This window comes from Leptospira semungkisensis, from assembly GCF_004770055.1.
Lineage (GTDB): Bacteria > Spirochaetota > Leptospiria > Leptospirales > Leptospiraceae > Leptospira_B > Leptospira_B semungkisensis.
The window spans coordinates 1,124,000-1,139,947 of record NZ_RQEP01000005.1 but is presented as its reverse complement, the minus strand read 5'-3'; the positions used below and the strand labels follow the sequence as shown (position 1 = coordinate 1,139,947).

14 protein-coding genes and 1 tRNA gene are annotated in these 15,948 nt (G+C 42.4%); 7 read left to right on the top strand and 8 right to left on the bottom strand.

The window, feature by feature from the left end:
• Positions 1–14: 14 nt before the first annotated feature.
• From EHO59_RS05415 to EHO59_RS05405, 3 genes are all read right to left on the bottom strand, one after another.
• A tRNA-Gln gene (locus tag EHO59_RS05415) sits at positions 15–90 on the bottom strand.
• A gap of 12 nt (positions 91–102) precedes the next feature.
• Positions 103–996 carry a 4-(cytidine 5'-diphospho)-2-C-methyl-D-erythritol kinase gene (locus EHO59_RS05410; RefSeq protein WP_135585498.1) on the bottom strand — a complete coding sequence of 298 codons (894 nt, stop codon included), beginning with the start codon at positions 994–996 and terminating at the stop codon, positions 103–105.
• Between the two features lie 52 nt (positions 997–1,048).
• On the bottom strand, positions 1,049–1,999 hold the full coding sequence (locus EHO59_RS05405) for a helix-turn-helix transcriptional regulator (protein WP_135585496.1): 951 nt from the start codon (positions 1,997–1,999) through the stop codon (positions 1,049–1,051).
• A gap of 181 nt (positions 2,000–2,180) precedes the next feature.
• Between EHO59_RS05405 and EHO59_RS05400 the strand changes: the two genes are divergently transcribed.
• Positions 2,181–2,483: a hypothetical protein gene (locus tag EHO59_RS05400; RefSeq protein ID WP_135585494.1), complete on the top strand. Its 303-nt coding sequence runs from the start codon at positions 2,181–2,183 to the stop codon at positions 2,481–2,483.
• 17 nt (positions 2,484–2,500) lie between these two features.
• Here the strand turns inward: EHO59_RS05400 and EHO59_RS05395 are convergent, their stop codons facing one another.
• On the bottom strand, positions 2,501–4,096 hold the full coding sequence (locus EHO59_RS05395; protein ID WP_246052663.1) for an LA_3751/LA_3752 family putative glycosyltransferase: 1,596 nt from the start codon (positions 4,094–4,096) through the stop codon (positions 2,501–2,503).
• 105 nt (positions 4,097–4,201) lie between these two features.
• Between EHO59_RS05395 and EHO59_RS05390 the strand changes: the two genes are divergently transcribed.
• Complete coding sequence (locus EHO59_RS05390) at positions 4,202–4,447, top strand: hypothetical protein (protein WP_135585492.1); 246 nt, start codon at positions 4,202–4,204, stop codon at positions 4,445–4,447.
• Between the two features lie 60 nt (positions 4,448–4,507).
• On the opposite strand, the gene EHO59_RS05385 is transcribed toward EHO59_RS05390, so the two are convergent.
• Positions 4,508–4,843, bottom strand: a complete 336-nt coding sequence (locus EHO59_RS05385; RefSeq protein ID WP_135585490.1) for an LIC10421/LIC12816 family protein — start codon at positions 4,841–4,843, stop codon at positions 4,508–4,510.
• Between the two features lie 564 nt (positions 4,844–5,407).
• Here EHO59_RS05385 and EHO59_RS05380 point away from each other — a divergent pair.
• Positions 5,408–5,830 (top strand): VOC family protein, encoded by a 423-nt coding sequence (locus EHO59_RS05380; RefSeq protein WP_135585488.1) that lies wholly within the window; start codon positions 5,408–5,410, stop codon positions 5,828–5,830.
• A gap of 15 nt (positions 5,831–5,845) precedes the next feature.
• Here the strand turns inward: EHO59_RS05380 and EHO59_RS05375 are convergent, their stop codons facing one another.
• Entirely contained in the window at positions 5,846–6,973 is a 1,128-nt protein-coding gene (locus tag EHO59_RS05375; RefSeq protein WP_135585486.1) for an AraC family transcriptional regulator, read from the bottom strand.
• Between the two features lie 118 nt (positions 6,974–7,091).
• Between EHO59_RS05375 and EHO59_RS05370 the strand changes: the two genes are divergently transcribed.
• Positions 7,092–8,270, top strand: a complete 1,179-nt coding sequence (locus EHO59_RS05370) for a DJ-1/PfpI family protein (protein WP_135585484.1) — start codon at positions 7,092–7,094, stop codon at positions 8,268–8,270.
• 58 nt (positions 8,271–8,328) lie between these two features.
• On the opposite strand, the gene EHO59_RS05365 is transcribed toward EHO59_RS05370, so the two are convergent.
• Both EHO59_RS05365 and EHO59_RS05360 read right to left on the bottom strand, forming a co-directional pair.
• Positions 8,329–9,564 (bottom strand): M48 family metallopeptidase, encoded by a 1,236-nt coding sequence (locus EHO59_RS05365; RefSeq protein WP_135585482.1) that lies wholly within the window; start codon positions 9,562–9,564, stop codon positions 8,329–8,331.
• Between the two features lie 7 nt (positions 9,565–9,571).
• Complete coding sequence (locus EHO59_RS05360; protein ID WP_135585480.1) at positions 9,572–10,600, bottom strand: helix-turn-helix transcriptional regulator; 1,029 nt, start codon at positions 10,598–10,600, stop codon at positions 9,572–9,574.
• Between the two features lie 190 nt (positions 10,601–10,790).
• On the opposite strand from EHO59_RS05360, the gene EHO59_RS05355 reads away from it, so the two are divergent.
• The 3 genes from EHO59_RS05355 to EHO59_RS05345 all read left to right on the top strand — a co-directional run bounded on the left by EHO59_RS05355 (position 10,791) and on the right by EHO59_RS05345 (position 15,850).
• On the top strand, positions 10,791–11,012 hold the full coding sequence (locus EHO59_RS05355; RefSeq protein WP_135585478.1) for a hypothetical protein: 222 nt from the start codon (positions 10,791–10,793) through the stop codon (positions 11,010–11,012).
• A gap of 172 nt (positions 11,013–11,184) precedes the next feature.
• Positions 11,185–12,285: a DegT/DnrJ/EryC1/StrS family aminotransferase gene (locus tag EHO59_RS05350; protein ID WP_135585476.1), complete on the top strand. Its 1,101-nt coding sequence runs from the start codon at positions 11,185–11,187 to the stop codon at positions 12,283–12,285.
• A gap of 205 nt (positions 12,286–12,490) precedes the next feature.
• A complete protein-coding gene (locus EHO59_RS05345; protein ID WP_135586506.1) occupies positions 12,491–15,850 on the top strand; it encodes an efflux RND transporter permease subunit in 3,360 nt (1,119 codons plus the stop codon).
• Positions 15,851–15,948: the final 98 nt, after the last annotated feature.

The following is a 15,948-nucleotide window of genomic DNA, read 5'->3' as shown; positions in this document are numbered from 1 at the left end:
CGGTGAAATAACAGTGGCTGGGCCGATAGGATTCGAACCTATGAAATGGCGGTACCAAAAACCGCTGCCTTACCACTTGGCGACGGCCCAGTTTCAATTTCTTTAATAGTTAAAGCTAACAAACGTAAGGTCGGGAAATTCTGTCTGCATTTTGGCTAACAGCTCCTCCCGTATCTCCAACCCTTGCACGAGTCCATAGATACAAGATCCGGAACCGGTTAGGGAAGAATAACTAGCTCCATTTGCCAAAAGACTTTCTTTCAATTTCCCTAATTCTGGAAACTTTTGGAAGGCCAGAGGCTCGAAGTCGTTTACGAGCTTTCCTCTCAAGGCTGACCAATTTCCTTCTTTTAAAGAAAATTCGATGTCTTCGCCTAGAGAAATCCATTTTTTCGAGGGTGGGTCCGCTTGTAAAGGCTTTTTGAGACCTGCGTACATCTCCGCAGTAGAGAGCACTTGGGGAGTGAGAGCGAGAATCCCCTGCCCGGAATGCACTTCTATTTCTCTCATGACTTCTCCCTTTCCAGAAACAAGAGCGTTGCCTTCTGATAAGAAGAAGGGAACGTCCGCCCCAATCTCTGCTGCGAGCCGAAGCAAATTGTCCGAATGAAATTCGGGACTTAATCCAAAATAGAAAGATAGAAGAGAAGCCGCATTGGTAGAACCTCCTCCCAGTCCAGCTGCAGGAGGAATTTTTTTAGTAAGATAGATCCTAACACCAGGAAGTTCTCTGTAATGAGCTCGGATCTTATTGAATGTCTTGAATAAAATATTTTTGGAAAGATCTCCTTTCTCGGAGACCTCATCGTATAAACGCCTCTTTTCCAAGATAATCTCATTCTCGGAGACGAGTTCAAAGCGGCCCGGATCGATGGGTTCGATACGAATATCATCTCCCCAATTCAATCGCAAGAATACGCTTCGGATCTCATGAAATCCATCCGGTCTCTTGTACGGGATTTCTAATCCTAGATTGATTTTAGCGGGAGATAACAAAGTATTTTCTTAATCAAGCAGCAAGAGCAAGGAGTCAATCTTTAAGCTAACTTTATCTTTCGAGCAAAGATTGAGCCGACCAATAGGATCTCATTCTTTCTCTTAGATTTTGTGGGCTGTGCAAGATCACATTCGGCCCGAAACCTTTTAAAGTAGAAAGAAACCATTCTTCGTTTCTGATCTTTGATTTGGATAGATGATACCAAACTCCTTTGATCTGGATCTTTTCCGAAGTCCTTTCTAACGGAAGGCGGGAATGAAGATTAAAATACACTTCGGCAGTATGATAGATCTCCGCAGTCTCAGAATCCGCCTCCGTTTCCCCCAAAAATTTCTTTAATTTGAGAATTGCCTCTTTTCTTTCAGCGTCAGGGACTTGCACAGAATCCTGGTTTGTAACTGAAAGCTGGATAATGGAATCCAAACGAAATGTTCGAGGCGCCTTTCGAATATGGCAATAGCCGATCAGATATTCTTCCCTAAAACTCAATAGAGCCCATGGATCCACTTTTCTTTCCTCAGCCTCGGCTTCTCCATTTGCTTGGTATTGCATTTCTAGAGATTTACCGGACTCGATCGCTTCTCGGATCCTGGTTTTAAGATCGTTATCACTCGGAACTCCCGCAGAAGGGAGGATCGTATGAATTTTTTCTAATATAGATTTCAGTATCTTTTTGCGAGAAGGACTGACTTCCTTTTCATCTTCTTCTAAAAAGAGAGTTCGAATAGCAGCCCATTCTCTTACACTTAGTACAAGTCCTTGTTCCAAATCCACAGGCATTCGTATTGCTATGGTATCGCCGTCATAATCCAACTCTATGAATTGATCAGGAGTATACGGATAAGATCCGACCATGTATAGTTTTCCGAGTTCCTTCTTGAGGTCCTTTGTATCCTCGATACCGGAGTATTTGGAAAGATCTTCTAGACTCATGCGTTTGTTTTCTTGCAAGAGTCGTATCACTGCCAACTTGGTTTGGAGCTTTTTAGTACTCGGATTCATCTCGGACATTCTTTCCCTCATAAAAGAAGGGAGCAATCTCAAAAAACGGATCGGACTGATTCCCCGACCGAAATCCATTCCTAACGGCCGGATTTTTCTTTTTACGAAATCGTAACCAAGTACACGTGATTTTAAAACCTGCGATACATGTTTTAAGGGTCTTATGGATAAAATGAAGAATATGAGCGCAGCAATATTCGTTAGAAAACCAGCCTCTATGATTCCTAAATTCTATGTGGAATTGTTCGATTCAGAATCAGTGTTCTTAGCATCGGCCCAACTCATAGGAAAGAAGGCGTTACGATTTATCGTAGATTCTAAAGTTTCTTATAAAAAGGGAGACGGAGTTCACGGAAGATTGTATGGATTAAAGTCGAAACTCTTTCTTCCATTTGCAGGAATCGTAAAAGAAAGAAGAGAACTACAATCCAAGTTCTATACCAAACTTTGCGAATTGGTATTAGAATCGGACGAAGAATTCTAATTCAATTATTTCATCGCTTAATCTCTTCTCTTCATAGTGAAGATCAATACGTCTTCTCTATTCTCTACAAAATCCTTTTCGAATTTTGGTCCCAACATTTCCCGAGCAACCTGATAATAAGAATTCTTTTGAAAAAGATCTTCCGGCTTAGAATTCGCAGGAAAGGCAGCCTTGGACTGAATAAACAAGATCTTAGAAAATTGATTCGGATCATTCTCTGAAAAGAAAAGTTTGACCCACGCTTCCTTTACCAACCATACGGATGGAGTTTGGAAGAAGTACTTACCCAAAATTTGCGCGTGAGTTCTCACCTGCACTACAACAAGATCAGGCTTTTGGTCCAGATAGACCTGATTCATCTTAGTAGATTTTCTACCGAACCTACTTAAGATCTGAGTATAAGAAAAAGTTATATAAGTAGAGAATATAAGAAGAAGGATCCCGAAGATCTTCGGTATTTTTTTGAACCTATTAGAAACCGAATCAGAGAAGACTAAGAGCATTCCCACAAAGCCTGGCAAACTCAAATGCAAATAGCGAGAACCGAAATCTATGATCCCGTCGTTCGGAGCAGAAAGTACTAAAAGCACAAATGCAGCTAAATTAGAAATCACGAATATATTTCTCTTTGAAAGAGTATCCGCCCCTTCCCTATTTCGTATGAAATTTGTTTTAAAGAACAAGAAATATCCGGAGAACAAAAGAACGATCGCAAAGATAGGAGTATACCCAAAGAAGCCGATCCGATTCGGATTCGCGATCAAAAGCCCTAGATAAATTTCTCCCTTTCTTAACGGAGAGATAAACATAGTAGGTTGGTTAAAAGAAAACCGAGGTCCCATCGGATGATGATAGAGAAGATATTGTATCCCTAATAAAAGAAATGCACCTGCCAAATATCCGAATAAATAAAACCAGATCCCTTTTCTTTCTTCACGGATCCTGAATCGAAACCAAAATAGAAAGAATAGAAAAGAGGCAGGAAACGCCAAGGCTTCTATCCTGAACCAACCGGCAAATGCAGAGGCAAGTCCCGCAAATAAAAATAGAATCGAAGAGCTTTTCTCATCGGCTCGTAAGAACAAAAAGCTGCCTAACGTAAATAAGAAGGCTGCAATTCCTACATCAGGAAAGAAGTAGCCGTTCACCAAGAAGGGAGTAGATAAAACAAGGATACTTAAGAATGCCAGACTCCTTTCCCAAAGGATAGAAAGAAGAAAGAGAGAGGCCAAAACAAAAAGAGAAGTTACGATATACACCCCCTCTATTCCTCCCCAAGGAAGAATGAGAGCATAAAAATAACCGAGGGCCGCCGGAAACGGACTGATTACTTCTTCATCGATCCGAATGCATTCTGTAGGACAAAACCTGGACTGCCTGTCCAGATATTTGGAAGGAAGAGCCAAATCCCCGGAGCGAAAGTGATTCCTTAGCACGGATTCGCCCAATACGAACTTTCCCAGATGATCCGAATACAATTGTTCACTCGGCTTCAATAGGATCGGATAAAGAAGAGGCAAGGCCAAGAGAAGATAAAAGAGCCATTGCTTGGTTTTTAGAACCGAGGATCCAGGTGCTGTAAAACTCACCAGGGCAAAATAGAAGAAAAACACCTCTCCACAATCATTTTTCCTTGGATCTGCATCTCTTCAAATCGGTTGACTGGGACAGGAAACCTGTAAGGCTCTGCAAACGAACCGCAACTTTGGAGCTGTGAAATGAAAAAAATAATGATCCTAACTCTTTGCATACTCTCGGGAGGAGCGGCTTCTATCATAGGGCAAGACAGTTCTCAAACATCGACCACAAAGGAAAAGATGGCCTGCGAAAGGATCGAATTGGATATCAAGAATGTCACTTACAACGATGCCCTACGTTGCGAAACAAAAGACGCGATCTGCTATATGATAGAAGGCTTCTCCATGAGCTGCATTCCTAAAGAAAGAATAAACCCGAACAAATAAAAAAAGGCGCCCAAAAGGCGCCCTGCAGTCGATGGATTTAAGAAAATTTGTGACTACGAATTATAGGTTGTTAAGGAAATCTTGAGTTCTTTGAGCTTCTGCTTCCAGTGCTCTTGCTTGTTTCAAGAATTTCTCAGACTGAGCGTTACTAGCGAGGAATTTTCCACCAGTAGAACGTTTAGCCAAAGCTCTTAACTCCTCAGCTCTTTCGGTTTTTTGTTGAGCAATTGCTTTCAAGTAAGTCGCAACAGCAACTTTTTGCTCTTTAGTAACCGCAGCGGAAACCAGAGCTTGCTCTAACAGACGATCTTCGGTGTCTTGAGACACTGCAAATGCGGAAGATCCTACTAAGAAACCTACTAAGAGAAGAAGTGAAGTGATTTTGTTAACTTTCATGGAACTGAAACCTCAATGTTTATTCTTTATGTTTTCTATTCTTGTTTTTGCTTACATCCATAAGACCTATCGGCATGTGCAAAGGGAACAAAAAAAATTTTATAAGAAGAAAAAAATAATTTTTTCTGTTAAACGAACTCGCTCTTTCCCTGTATAACAATTATCTTAATTAGAAATGCTTAATTTTCCAAAACCTAATCTAACTCAGCTCTTATTCATTCAGATTGAACAAAAAAGAAGCGTTATTTAAGTTCGAAAGAAATCTTTGCTTCTTATTAATGCAATTATCGAAAAGTAAGGCCCTTTTTTCAATAACTATTCCTATTCGAAATTCAAAAAATGCTTATTTTTTGAGCACAATAATTAAGCATTCTGCCCCACTGGTATGCAAAAATGGGCTAAAAATCGGGTTTTTTAGGGGTTTTTCAAAAAATCCAAGATAGCGGAAATTTTCAAGCCCCTCTCTTTTTCCCCCATTTATCTTTAGCTTGTTCCCTACAGGAGGGAAGGAATTTGCTTTCTTCGGGCCCTTCTCCCCAAAGAATACTCATAAAGGATTAAGGAATGAGATACTTACATGCAATGATTCGAGTTAAAGATCTGGATAAGGCCTTAGATTTTTTCTGTAATAAGCTAGGTTTGATCGAAACAAGAAGACATGATCATCCAGAAGGAAGATATACTCTCGTGTTTTTATCCGAAGCAAAAGAAAATATGCCAGAGATAGAGCTTACTTACAATTGGGATCAGGACGGAGCTTATACAAGCGGAAGGAACTTCGGACATTTGGCCTTCGAAGTGGATAATATCTATGATACTTGCGCTAACTTACAATCCAAAGGAGTGATCATCAATCGTCCTCCAAGAGATGGAAGAATGGCATTCATTCGTTCTCCGGATCTGATCTCAGTGGAATTATTGCAAAAGGGCAAAGCCTTAGAAATTGCAGAACCTTGGAAGAGTATGTCGAACACGGGAGAATGGTGATCATTCTCAAATCTTCTAATTCTTTTGAGAAGAGCGAAAGGAAGTGGGAGAAGCACCGTACTTTTCTTGAAACAGTTTATGAAATGCGGATTTGGATTTGAATCCTGCTCCATAAGCCGCAGAGAGCACTGATCGTTGCGGTTCTTCTCTTAGGATTCTAGCGGCTTCTTCTAACCTAAAGTCCGCCAAATATTCTCTAAATCCTTTTTGCAAACGGGAATTTAAGATCTCCGAGAGTTGATGAGTGCTCAGCTCCAATTCTTTGGATAAGTTTCCCAAAGTTAGATCCTCATCCAGATAGAGTTTCTTTTCTCTCATTAAATCATCCAATCTAAGAAGCAACGCTTCCACATCCAGACCTGCTATCCTACTTTCTTTGTAACGCGCCTCTCTGGAGCTTTTTTGAAAGGAATCCATTAGACCTGGATCATAAGCTCCGATTAGAAAGATCACAGAGACTAGCAGAGTCAGTCCGCTTGCTGCGACAAGAAACAAGGGCATAAAGAAGATCTGGGCAATTACAAATAGAACGATCACAAATAATGTGCCGGAGAATAGCCAGAGGATCGGAGAGAAGGATTTGCGATTTTCCTCGTCCGTATTGGATCTCCAACGCCAAACTCTTTGGAGTAATGCAGAAGGATACACTAGATTCAGGATCGTAGCAAAAACAAGCAATGCAAGGAGGACCCAAGAATATACATCACTCGGATCCTCATTTTTTAGAAAACGGAGCTTTGACTCGGAGCTTCGCAACAAAAAAGGAAGAAGGATCAAAAACGCAATCACTGCAGGAAGAAAATGAAATCCACTCAGTTTCGTTTCCTTTGCTCCGGTAAGTCTTTGAAAATACAGATAAGTAAGAGGGCCGATCAAAAAAAGGACGGGAATATGGATCTCCGCAAACCAAGGAAACTCCCGAAGCTGTTCGGATAATTCTAAGTAGAGATGCATTTGCACGAGGGAAACTGAGAAGAATAAAATTGAGATGGTGAGTCCTTCTCGTTTAGAAGGAACGCTTTTCGCTTCTGAGTTGGAGGATACATCTCTTTCTTTCTTGGGCTTTTTTCCATAAAAGGAAAGCAGATCTGCCAGGCCTAGAAGGAACGCCAAACCGGCCCCAAAAGCAAGAAAGGTATACATGGGAAGTAAAGAGCCTTTCTGAAATCCGATGTCCAGATTTTTTTAGAGAAGAGTATTTTTTCAGTCCGTCCGTATCCGGAAGGACGACACCTCTCCAAAAGTATCGCAAAATGAATGCATGAAACAAAGCATTCTGAGTTTTCTCAAAAATAGATCTGTCGCAGTCAAACGGATCCTAGTCTCTTTTCTTCTTCTCACAATTACCGGAAGTAGTTTCTTTCTTTTAGGGAATTGTCTGGGGACTTCTTCCTCTTCTCCGAATTCGAATATTAGTTCTGTGGAAGGTTCCGATCCGATCCCCGCATATCATTCTCGCTTCGGAAGAAAGCGTCCTGTGATCGCAGTCGTTGGAGATAATGAATATACAGAGCTCACCGATTTTGTAGTGCCTTATGGAACTTTGAAAGAAGCAGATATAGCGGACGTATATGCTCTTGGAACTCAATTCGGAAAGATGAAGATGTTCCCTGCTCTTTCGATAGAGATCCAGAATACGATGCAGAGTTTCGACTCTCTCTATCCGGAAGGCGCGGACTACGTGATCGTGCCTGCGATGCATAATTCAGAAAATCCGGAAATTCTTCTTTGGTTAAAGAAGCAGAGTGAAAAGGGCGCAACCATTCTTGGAGTCTGTGACGGAGTTTGGGTGCTCGCAAATGCAGGATTATTGCAAGGGCATCAGGCAACAGGTCATTGGTTTTCTCTTCCTAAATTTGATACGAAATTTCCAGAAACAAAATGGATCCGAAATAGAAGGTATGTTTCAGACCGAAAGATCATTACTACCACAGGAGTCACTGCATCTATCCCCGTTTCTCTTGCTTTGATAGAAGCGATTGCAGGCAAAAAACAAGCCATGAAGGTCGCAGCCTCTTTAGGAGCGAAAGACTGGAAGCCTACTCATAAAAGCGCAGATTTCTATTTGGGCTCTTCTCATATTCTGACTGCAGCTAAGAATCTATTAGCATTTTGGTCCCAGGATGAAATCGGGATACCTATATCGGAAGGAATGGATGAGATCAGTCTTGCCTTAGTTGCGGATTCTTATTCTCGCACTTATAAAAGCACAGCCCTATCTATTTCGAATGCAAATGTCCGTAGTAAAAGAGGGCTTTTATTCCTTCCCGATAAGAAAGAGAAGAAGGCGGATCGTATATTAGAAAATTGGGATAGAGATTTGCCGGTTATAGCTTTGAACAGAACCCTTTTAGAAATATCCGATCTTTATGATATTAGAACGGCCGCTTTCGTGGCTTTGCAGATAGAATATCCTTGGAAAAAACCTGAGCTATTTTGAAAGGAAGAATTTATGGATTTCCTTCCAATATTCGGTCACTATAGTCTCTGCGCTCAAATCAGTATTTTTCTGCCATTTCTATTCTTTCCAAGGCAGTCGGATGAGAATGTTCATAGATCACTTCGAATTTATGAGGATTCAATCTGGACTTATTGTCTTTTGCCAATTTGATCTCAGTGCTGATAAAGGATTTCTTATCATGGGTAAGATTTAGGGCCTCTCTGTCTGCTTCTACCTCGAAGACACGAGAAATCGTGCTCGAGATAGGCTGAGTGAAAGAGCCGATAATAGAGAGCACCATGAACAAGAAAGGCAAAGAAGAAGGTGAATAAAATTCCTTCAAAGGAAGCAGTCCTTCTCCCTTCGCTTTTTGGAACAAGAATCCGATCGCAAAACACAAGAGCAATACCTCAAAGGTGCTGATCGCTATATCTATGAGTTGGTGATTATGAACCCAGTGACCGATCTCATGACCCAATACACTTACAACTTCTTCTTCCGTATGATTCTTGATCAGTGTATCGTATAAAAAGATCTTCTTATTCTCTCCCCAACCTGTAAAGTATGCGTTGGTATGTCCGGAGTAACGGCTTTCGTCTATAACGTAGATATTTTCCACTTTGATCTGAGCATGATCACAGAGAGCGAGGATCTTTGTTTTCAAACTTCCCTCTTCGATCGGATGATAATCGTAAAAGATAGGAGTGATTAGGATCGGAAATAAGACCGAAGCAATTAATCCGAATCCGAGAGAGATCGCCGGAACCATCCATTTCCATAATCTTGGAAAATTCTTGAGCACAAAGGTAATGATCAGGATACCTATCGTTCCGAAAACCAATCCCAGAGAGAAAGATTTACTTTTTAGAACGACCCAATCCATCAGAGTCATATTAGAAAATTGGAATTCATGCTCTAAAACGAATCCGAAATAATAGCTGAAAGGAAGAGAAACCAAAAATTCCACTAAGTAAAAGACCAGAAAGAAAGAGGTCACTACCAGATAGAATCTTTCCTTGGTCTTTTTCTGTAGATAATTCTCCAGTCTTTCCGAGATAGGAGTGAAAACGAATATCCCAGCCAATGCGAAATCCAATAAGGAAGAAAGAACAGAAACGAAGAAGCCTCTTCTGTCATACTCGGTTCCGGATTGTATATCTTCTTCGGTAAAATACTTTAGAATTCTTGTATGTAGTTCGGCGGAATTGTCTCCTTCGTAGGAGAAATATTTCATAAGAAGGGTGAACCCTATCTGGGCCAAAAATAAGAAGAAGAGTATATGTTTGAGTTTCATTCTGGGACTATTTACCTTTTATAGAATCGTACAATTCGCCGATTTGTTCTAAGGACTCTTGCAAGACCTGTTTTAATTCTTTCGGTTCCAAAGATTCCAATGCATCCGGCCATCTCCAAAGAAATGGAAGTAGACCTTCCAAGTTCGTGGAATGAAAGCGAAGCACATTCTCCTTCTCCTCATAAGGAAGGCCTGTCAGGAATAGTTTCGCTTTCTCGAGACCTTCTTCTCTGCAAATCCATTCCACCGTTTTGGGATCATGCACAGGAAATAATGCAGCATGCACGATCCTGTCCTCTTCGGTTTCCTTTTTAGCTCCTCTAGCTTGGTAAAGAAGATCCCCCTGCAATATTTCTACAGTAAGGATCTTAGGAAGGATGAATCTTTTCTTAGCTTTTTCTTCGCGATCGTAAGCGAGCAGATAGTGGTCCTGGCCCCCTTTTCGGATCAAACGAATCGGATCGGCTTCTTTCCAATAGGCATCTTCAGGGAAGGTTTTATAATATCGAATTCGGATCGGGCTCTTGTTCTTGAGAGCATCCATGATCTGAAAAGCGGCCTCACCCGCTTCTTCCTTAAGATCTTGCGGATTTTCTTTTAACTCGGGAAAATATTCCAGGTCTCTTGCGAAGATCTTTCTAGAAGCAGTATATAATTCGTATTTAGGAGTTTCAGAATATCCTTTGAGCAGGAGCGCTGAGATCTCTCTCAATTCTTCTTCGCTGAACTTGAGCGTTTTTGCCAAAGGATCCTTAGTAAGAACGTACACATAATCCTTTCCGTTCTTCTGAGGATAGTATTTGATAGGAAAACCTAAGGTGCCCAACTCCTCGATATCTCTAGATAACTTTCTGCGATCCGAGTCCTTGTTCTCGTTATCGTAAAATCCTTCCATGATCTTTCTGAGCGAGGTCAGAGTGAGACCGTCAGGAAATCGGAAGAAATTAAAGAGCAGGGTCAAGAGACGATACTCCGTAGGGTTCATCTCCCTAGGCTCTATCTCTTCTTCTAAATCTTTGTCTAGTTCTTCTCTCATGGGCACGACTGTGGACTTTGTTTTCGAGTGGGAGTTAGGCAATCAGAAAAGCGCAGATCATTCCAATCACCGCGCAAAAAGCTTCGGAACAAAGCGATTCCAGGGAAAGTTTGGAAAAACAACTTGAAGAGTACAATCCCAATTCGATAATTCGAATGCTTTTCAAATCCTAAAAAGAGGAAATTTCTTCATGGGTAAAATCATAGGTTTCTTGTTCCCTAATTTCATTGGGCTTCTGTCTATTCTTTTAGGCTGGTGGACAACCATCATCAACGTAGCCACTCTTAGATTCGCAGGAGAATCTTACTTCAATAAATGGACCTATACAGGCCTAGCCTTGATCATCATTGGAGCCTATCTTCCTGAGATCTGGATCGGCATTCGGAATAAACTATTCGGCGACCGTTCTTAAGACCGGTTTTTTTCTTGTACGAAAATGTCTAGACATTTCCGCTGGTAATCTACATATTTCCATTTGGAAACCTTTGGATCTAGCCTTCTTGGATTTTGAAAAAAATCTTTACGAGCTAGGTACACAGGTTACAATGCGACATAATAAAATTATTAGAACCTGAGAAGGGAAAATGAGCGCGGAAACCGAAGTTTTAGAAAAACCAAGTCGGAAGAAAACAGATATCGAGTTCCATAAGCCTACCCTTTCTCGGGAAGACCTGAAGACTGTTCTGGAAGCATTGGTAGAAGACCATCTCGCTTCCGGTTCGGTAACTCATAAATTTGAGAAGGCATTCTCTTCTACTTTTCGCACCAAGCAAGTTGTCTCCGCAAATAGCCTAACTGCTGCGTATCATCTGGCTTTATTGTCCCTAGAGATCCAGCCGGGAGATAAGGTTGCCATTTCCACATTTGCTCCTCTCGCGGCATTAGATGCAATTTTCTTAATACAGGCCCAACCTCATGTGATCGATATGGAAAAGCATTCCTTCCATATCTGTCCGCAGACTCTTTCCAATGCATTGGAAGACGAAAGAATCAAAGCAGTTATAGTTGATCATACTTTTGGATCTCTTGCGGACTTCTCCAAATACGATTTCAAATCTCGTCCGGTGATCGAAGACTTCTCCGAGGCTGTGGGAGCAAGAACAGAAACCTTCACTCCAGGAAAACAGGGAAAAATTTCCATCTGTGGTCTTTCTATCGAATACTTGATCACCACCGGGAACGGCGCCTTGATTTGCACCGACGATGATTCTATTGCAAAGAAAATTCGCGCCAGAAAAGAAGGAAGAGATCCTTATCCTCGTAAAGAAGGCCAACCTAGACTAGATTACGACATGATCGATTACCAAGCGGCTCTTGGGATCGAGCAACTTTCCAATCTGGGAGTAATCCTGGAGAGAAAGAGAAAGATCGCGCAAGTGTATCTGCAAGCAATCCAAGGATCTCAGGTAACTTCTCATTATAGCGATCCGAGCACAGATACCTTTAATCGATTCGTAATCCTTGCACCCGGAAATTACGAGCAGGTAGAGAGATACTTCCGTTCTCTACAGATCGGGACCCGTAGAACCGTGCAAGAACCTATCCATCATATTCTGGACCTGCCGAATTCCGATTTCCCGAACGGAGAAAGACTCTACCAAAGAGGACATTGCATTCCTATTTATCCGAACCTTACCAAGGATAATGTGCAGAGAATTTCTCAGGCGATCCGCAGAATTTACTGAATTTTGTCTCTTGAATCGCCTTAGGATCTTTGTAAATGGCGAATTACTTTCTACTCACATAGTCTTGAAATAAAACAAATTCTTTCCGATTTTCCGATCTCGGAATCACGAATTTGTTTTCTAAATTTCAGGAATAGGACCGAATGGACCTCTGGGCAACTCATCGGATCGATCTAAGATCCGAATGAAAATCGCCGGAGGCAACTTGAATATCGCGCTCCTTTCTATCAAACGTCCTATCCTAATTACAAGCTTAGTGATCTTAATGTTGATCACCGGTGTCTTCTCTCTCAGCAAAATGGGTGTGGACTTATTCCCGGATGTAAACATTCCGGTGGTGTCGGTCACCACTATTTATCCGGGAGCAGGACCGGAAGAGATCGAGGAATTGATCTCCAAGCCTTTGGAAGAAGAACTTTCCTCCATTGCTGGTTTAAAGAAGATCACTTCTAGAAATCAGGAAGGGGTTTCTGTGGTCGCGGGAGAATTCACTCTTTCTACCGACATCAAGTATGCAGAGCAACAATTTCGAGACAAGACTGCATTAGTAAGACCTAAACTACCGGACGGAATCAAGGAACCGAAAGTGGTTCGCTTCGACCCGGCAGATCAACCGATCATTCGCTTGGCAGTGTTTGCGGATCTGGGACAAGCAAAGTTATACGACCTTGCGAAGGAAACCGTAAAGGCAAAGCTAGAACAGATCGCCGGTGTGGGTTCCGTTAAGTTAGTCGGAGGAACCAGAAGAGAGATCCAGATCGAATTGGATCGGAATAAATTGGTCTCTTACCAAATGCCTATGGTAGTGATCGCGAATCGACTCAAGACTGCAGGCTTAAACGTTCCCGTAGGAAAATTCGATTCTGGCGCTAAGGAAACTTCCTATAGAACATTAGGAAGATATGAATCACTTTCTCAAATAGAGAACACCATCGTTTCCTTCGGAGGAGACGTAGGAAACTCAGTACTCATTAAACAACTTGGAACAGTAAGAGACGGAACGGAAGACGAAGAAACCTTAGGTTATCTTTGGGCTTCCAAGAGCGACGAGGTAGAAGAAGAGGAAGCAGGATTTCTCACTCACCCATTTATTTGGATGCGCCAATTTCCGGGAAGAATCGGAAGAATGTTCAATCGTATCCGAGGAGTGAAAGAAGCTGCTCCTCCGGAAAAAGAACTGAAACCTGCCTTATTCATCGACGTTTATAAGCAATCCGGAGCGAACACAGTAGCTGTTGCGGACGAAGTACTCAAACGGATCGACAAGCTCAACTCTGACATCCAACCTTTAGAAGGAAAGCCTAAGATCCGACTCATCCGGGACGGTTCCAGATGGATCCGCTACAACGTAGAAGACGTAACCGAAGCAATCGTTTTGGGAATTCTTCTGGCTGTGATCACCGTTTACTTCTTCTTAGGGAACCTAAGATCTACGATCATCACTGGTTTAGCTCTTCCTAACTCTCTTTTAGGTGCATTCATCATCATGTGGGTGATGGGGTTCACTATCAACATTATGACTCTCTTGGCCTTGTCTCTCGCGGTGGGGCTACTCGTGGACGATGCGATCGTAGTCCGCGAGAATATCTTCCGAAAATTGGAAGAAGGCGCAAATGTCCTAGAAGCCTCTGAAAAAGGAACCATGGAAGTTGCGCTCGCAGTTATCGGAACCTCTTTGACTGTGATCGCGGTATTCTTCCCGGTTGGATTCTTGTCTGGGATCGTGGGACAGTTCTTCAAGCAGTTCGGATTGACCGTGGTATTTGCCATGATCATTTCCTTGTTCGACGGGCTATTCGTGGCACCTATGCTCTCTGCATACTTCGCGGGAAAACTCAGCCATGACAAAAAGAACGCTGCGGTAGAAGCATTCGACAAATTCCAAACTTGGTTGGAGAAGATTTACGGGATCATAATGCATTATGCTCTTGCTCATCCAGGCAAGATCATCCTTCTTACCGTATTTATCTTTATCTCGTCGTTCGTGGTAAATGCTAAGTTCGTGAAGAAGACCTTCCTTCCTCCGAATGACCAGGGAGAATTCTTAGTAACTCTGGATCTTCCTCCAGGCACAAGCTTGCAAGGAACGAAGGATGTATCCGATAAGGTTTTAGCCGAGCTTCAAAAATTCCCAGAGATGGACAAGATCGCTATCACTATAGGAAAGCCAGACGGAGGGGAACCAAACACCGCTGTGCTTGCAATTGCATTGGTTTCCTCCAAAAAAAGGAACAGGGATACTACCGCAGTTAAAGAAGATATCCGTAAAATGCTGAAGGCCTACGAATTTGCGAGGCCCGCAGTTTCCGATTACTCCGCAGTGGGTGGAGGTGTTCAGTATCCGTTCCAGTTGGTTCTAAAAGGAAACAACTTGGACGAAGTGGAAGCATATTCTAAAAAAGTACTAGATCGTTTGAAAAATGTGAAGGACTTGGCGGATATTGATACCGACTTCAGAGGTGGTAAACCGGAATACCAGATCTTATTGGACAATCTGAAAATGCAATTGGTAGGTGTCCTTCCTGGAGTCGCAGGCTCAGAGCTAAGATATCAGATCGCAGGTGATCAAGTAAGTAAGTTTTATGACAAAGGTATTGAGTACGAAGTCCGTATGAGATTGAAACCTGAGCAAAGGAACCTGAGAGCGGCCTACGGTCAAACTAAGGTGCCGAACATTGCAAACAGACTAATCCCGTTAGGCGCCATCAGTACAGGTAAGGAAAACCTAGGTCCTTCTCGAATCAATCGTATCGATAGAGCAAGAGCAATCGTGGTAAACGCAAACTTGGCTCCGGGCGGCGCGATCGGAACGGCAATGGATGATGTGAACAAAATCCTTACTACAGATCTGAAACCTCCAGTAGGAGTTCGCTATAATTTCCAAGGCCAATCGGAAGACTTAAAGGAATTGTTCTTAAACATCATCGTAGCCTTCGGTTTAGCCTTGATCTTCATCTATTTGGTTCTTTCTTCCTTGTATGAATCCTTTATTACGCCGATCACGATCTTATTTGCGATCCCTCCTGCGATCTCAGGAGCATTCTTCGCATTATTCATTACTGGTGAGATGTTGAATATCTTCTCCATGATCGGTTTGATCCTTCTCATGGGATTGGTTGCCAAGAACTCCATCCTTCTCGTGGACTATGCAATGCAGGCTGTCCGAGAAAGAGGGATCACTCGTAACGAAGCAATCTTCGAAGCCGGGGTCGTTCGTTTGCGTCCGATCTTAATGACTTCCATCGCGATGATCATGGGAACTGTCCCAATCGCTTTAGGTTTGGGAGAAGCTGCCAAGTCTAGGACCGCTATGGGTATCGCGATCATCGGAGGCTTAATTCTTTCTACCTTGGTTACCTTGATCGTAGTGCCTTCCATCTTTGGAGGAATCGACAGATTCAGGGAATGGATCGAAGGTAAGTTCCGTCCTGATATGAGCGCTACGATAGAATCCCATGGAGGATCGGCTCAGCACAGTGTATCCAAAGATTCTTTGTTAGAAGTTTGGGCTAAGGACGTGGAATCCAAACCGAAGAAGGCAACTGGAACGAAGAAGAAAAAGTAAAGTGGTTTTCCCCACCCTTCTTTTTGGCAAAGTTTCGCGCCTTGTTATAGGTTCAGCTTTCGATCGGCCCTAAGACGCGATTTTAGCGAATGACTCGT

Coding starts and splice junctions, on each gene's coding strand:
- EHO59_RS05405 (WP_135585496.1), bottom strand. CDS start 1,999: ATGAATCCGAGTACTAAAAAGCTCCAAACCAAGTTGGCAGTGATACGA.
- EHO59_RS05400 (WP_135585494.1), top strand. CDS start 2,181: ATGAGCGCAGCAATATTCGTTAGAAAACCAGCCTCTATGATTCCTAAA.
- EHO59_RS05390 (WP_135585492.1), top strand. CDS start 4,202: ATGAAAAAAATAATGATCCTAACTCTTTGCATACTCTCGGGAGGAGCG.
- EHO59_RS05385 (WP_135585490.1), bottom strand. CDS start 4,843: ATGAAAGTTAACAAAATCACTTCACTTCTTCTCTTAGTAGGTTTCTTA.
- EHO59_RS05380 (WP_135585488.1), top strand. CDS start 5,408: ATGAGATACTTACATGCAATGATTCGAGTTAAAGATCTGGATAAGGCC.
- EHO59_RS05375 (WP_135585486.1), bottom strand. CDS start 6,973: ATGTATACCTTTCTTGCTTTTGGGGCCGGTTTGGCGTTCCTTCTAGGC.
- EHO59_RS05370 (WP_135585484.1), top strand. CDS start 7,092: ATGAAACAAAGCATTCTGAGTTTTCTCAAAAATAGATCTGTCGCAGTC.
- EHO59_RS05365 (WP_135585482.1), bottom strand. CDS start 9,564: ATGAAACTCAAACATATACTCTTCTTCTTATTTTTGGCCCAGATAGGG.
- EHO59_RS05360 (WP_135585480.1), bottom strand. CDS start 10,600: ATGAGAGAAGAACTAGACAAAGATTTAGAAGAAGAGATAGAGCCTAGG.
- EHO59_RS05355 (WP_135585478.1), top strand. CDS start 10,791: ATGGGTAAAATCATAGGTTTCTTGTTCCCTAATTTCATTGGGCTTCTG.
- EHO59_RS05350 (WP_135585476.1), top strand. CDS start 11,185: ATGAGCGCGGAAACCGAAGTTTTAGAAAAACCAAGTCGGAAGAAAACA.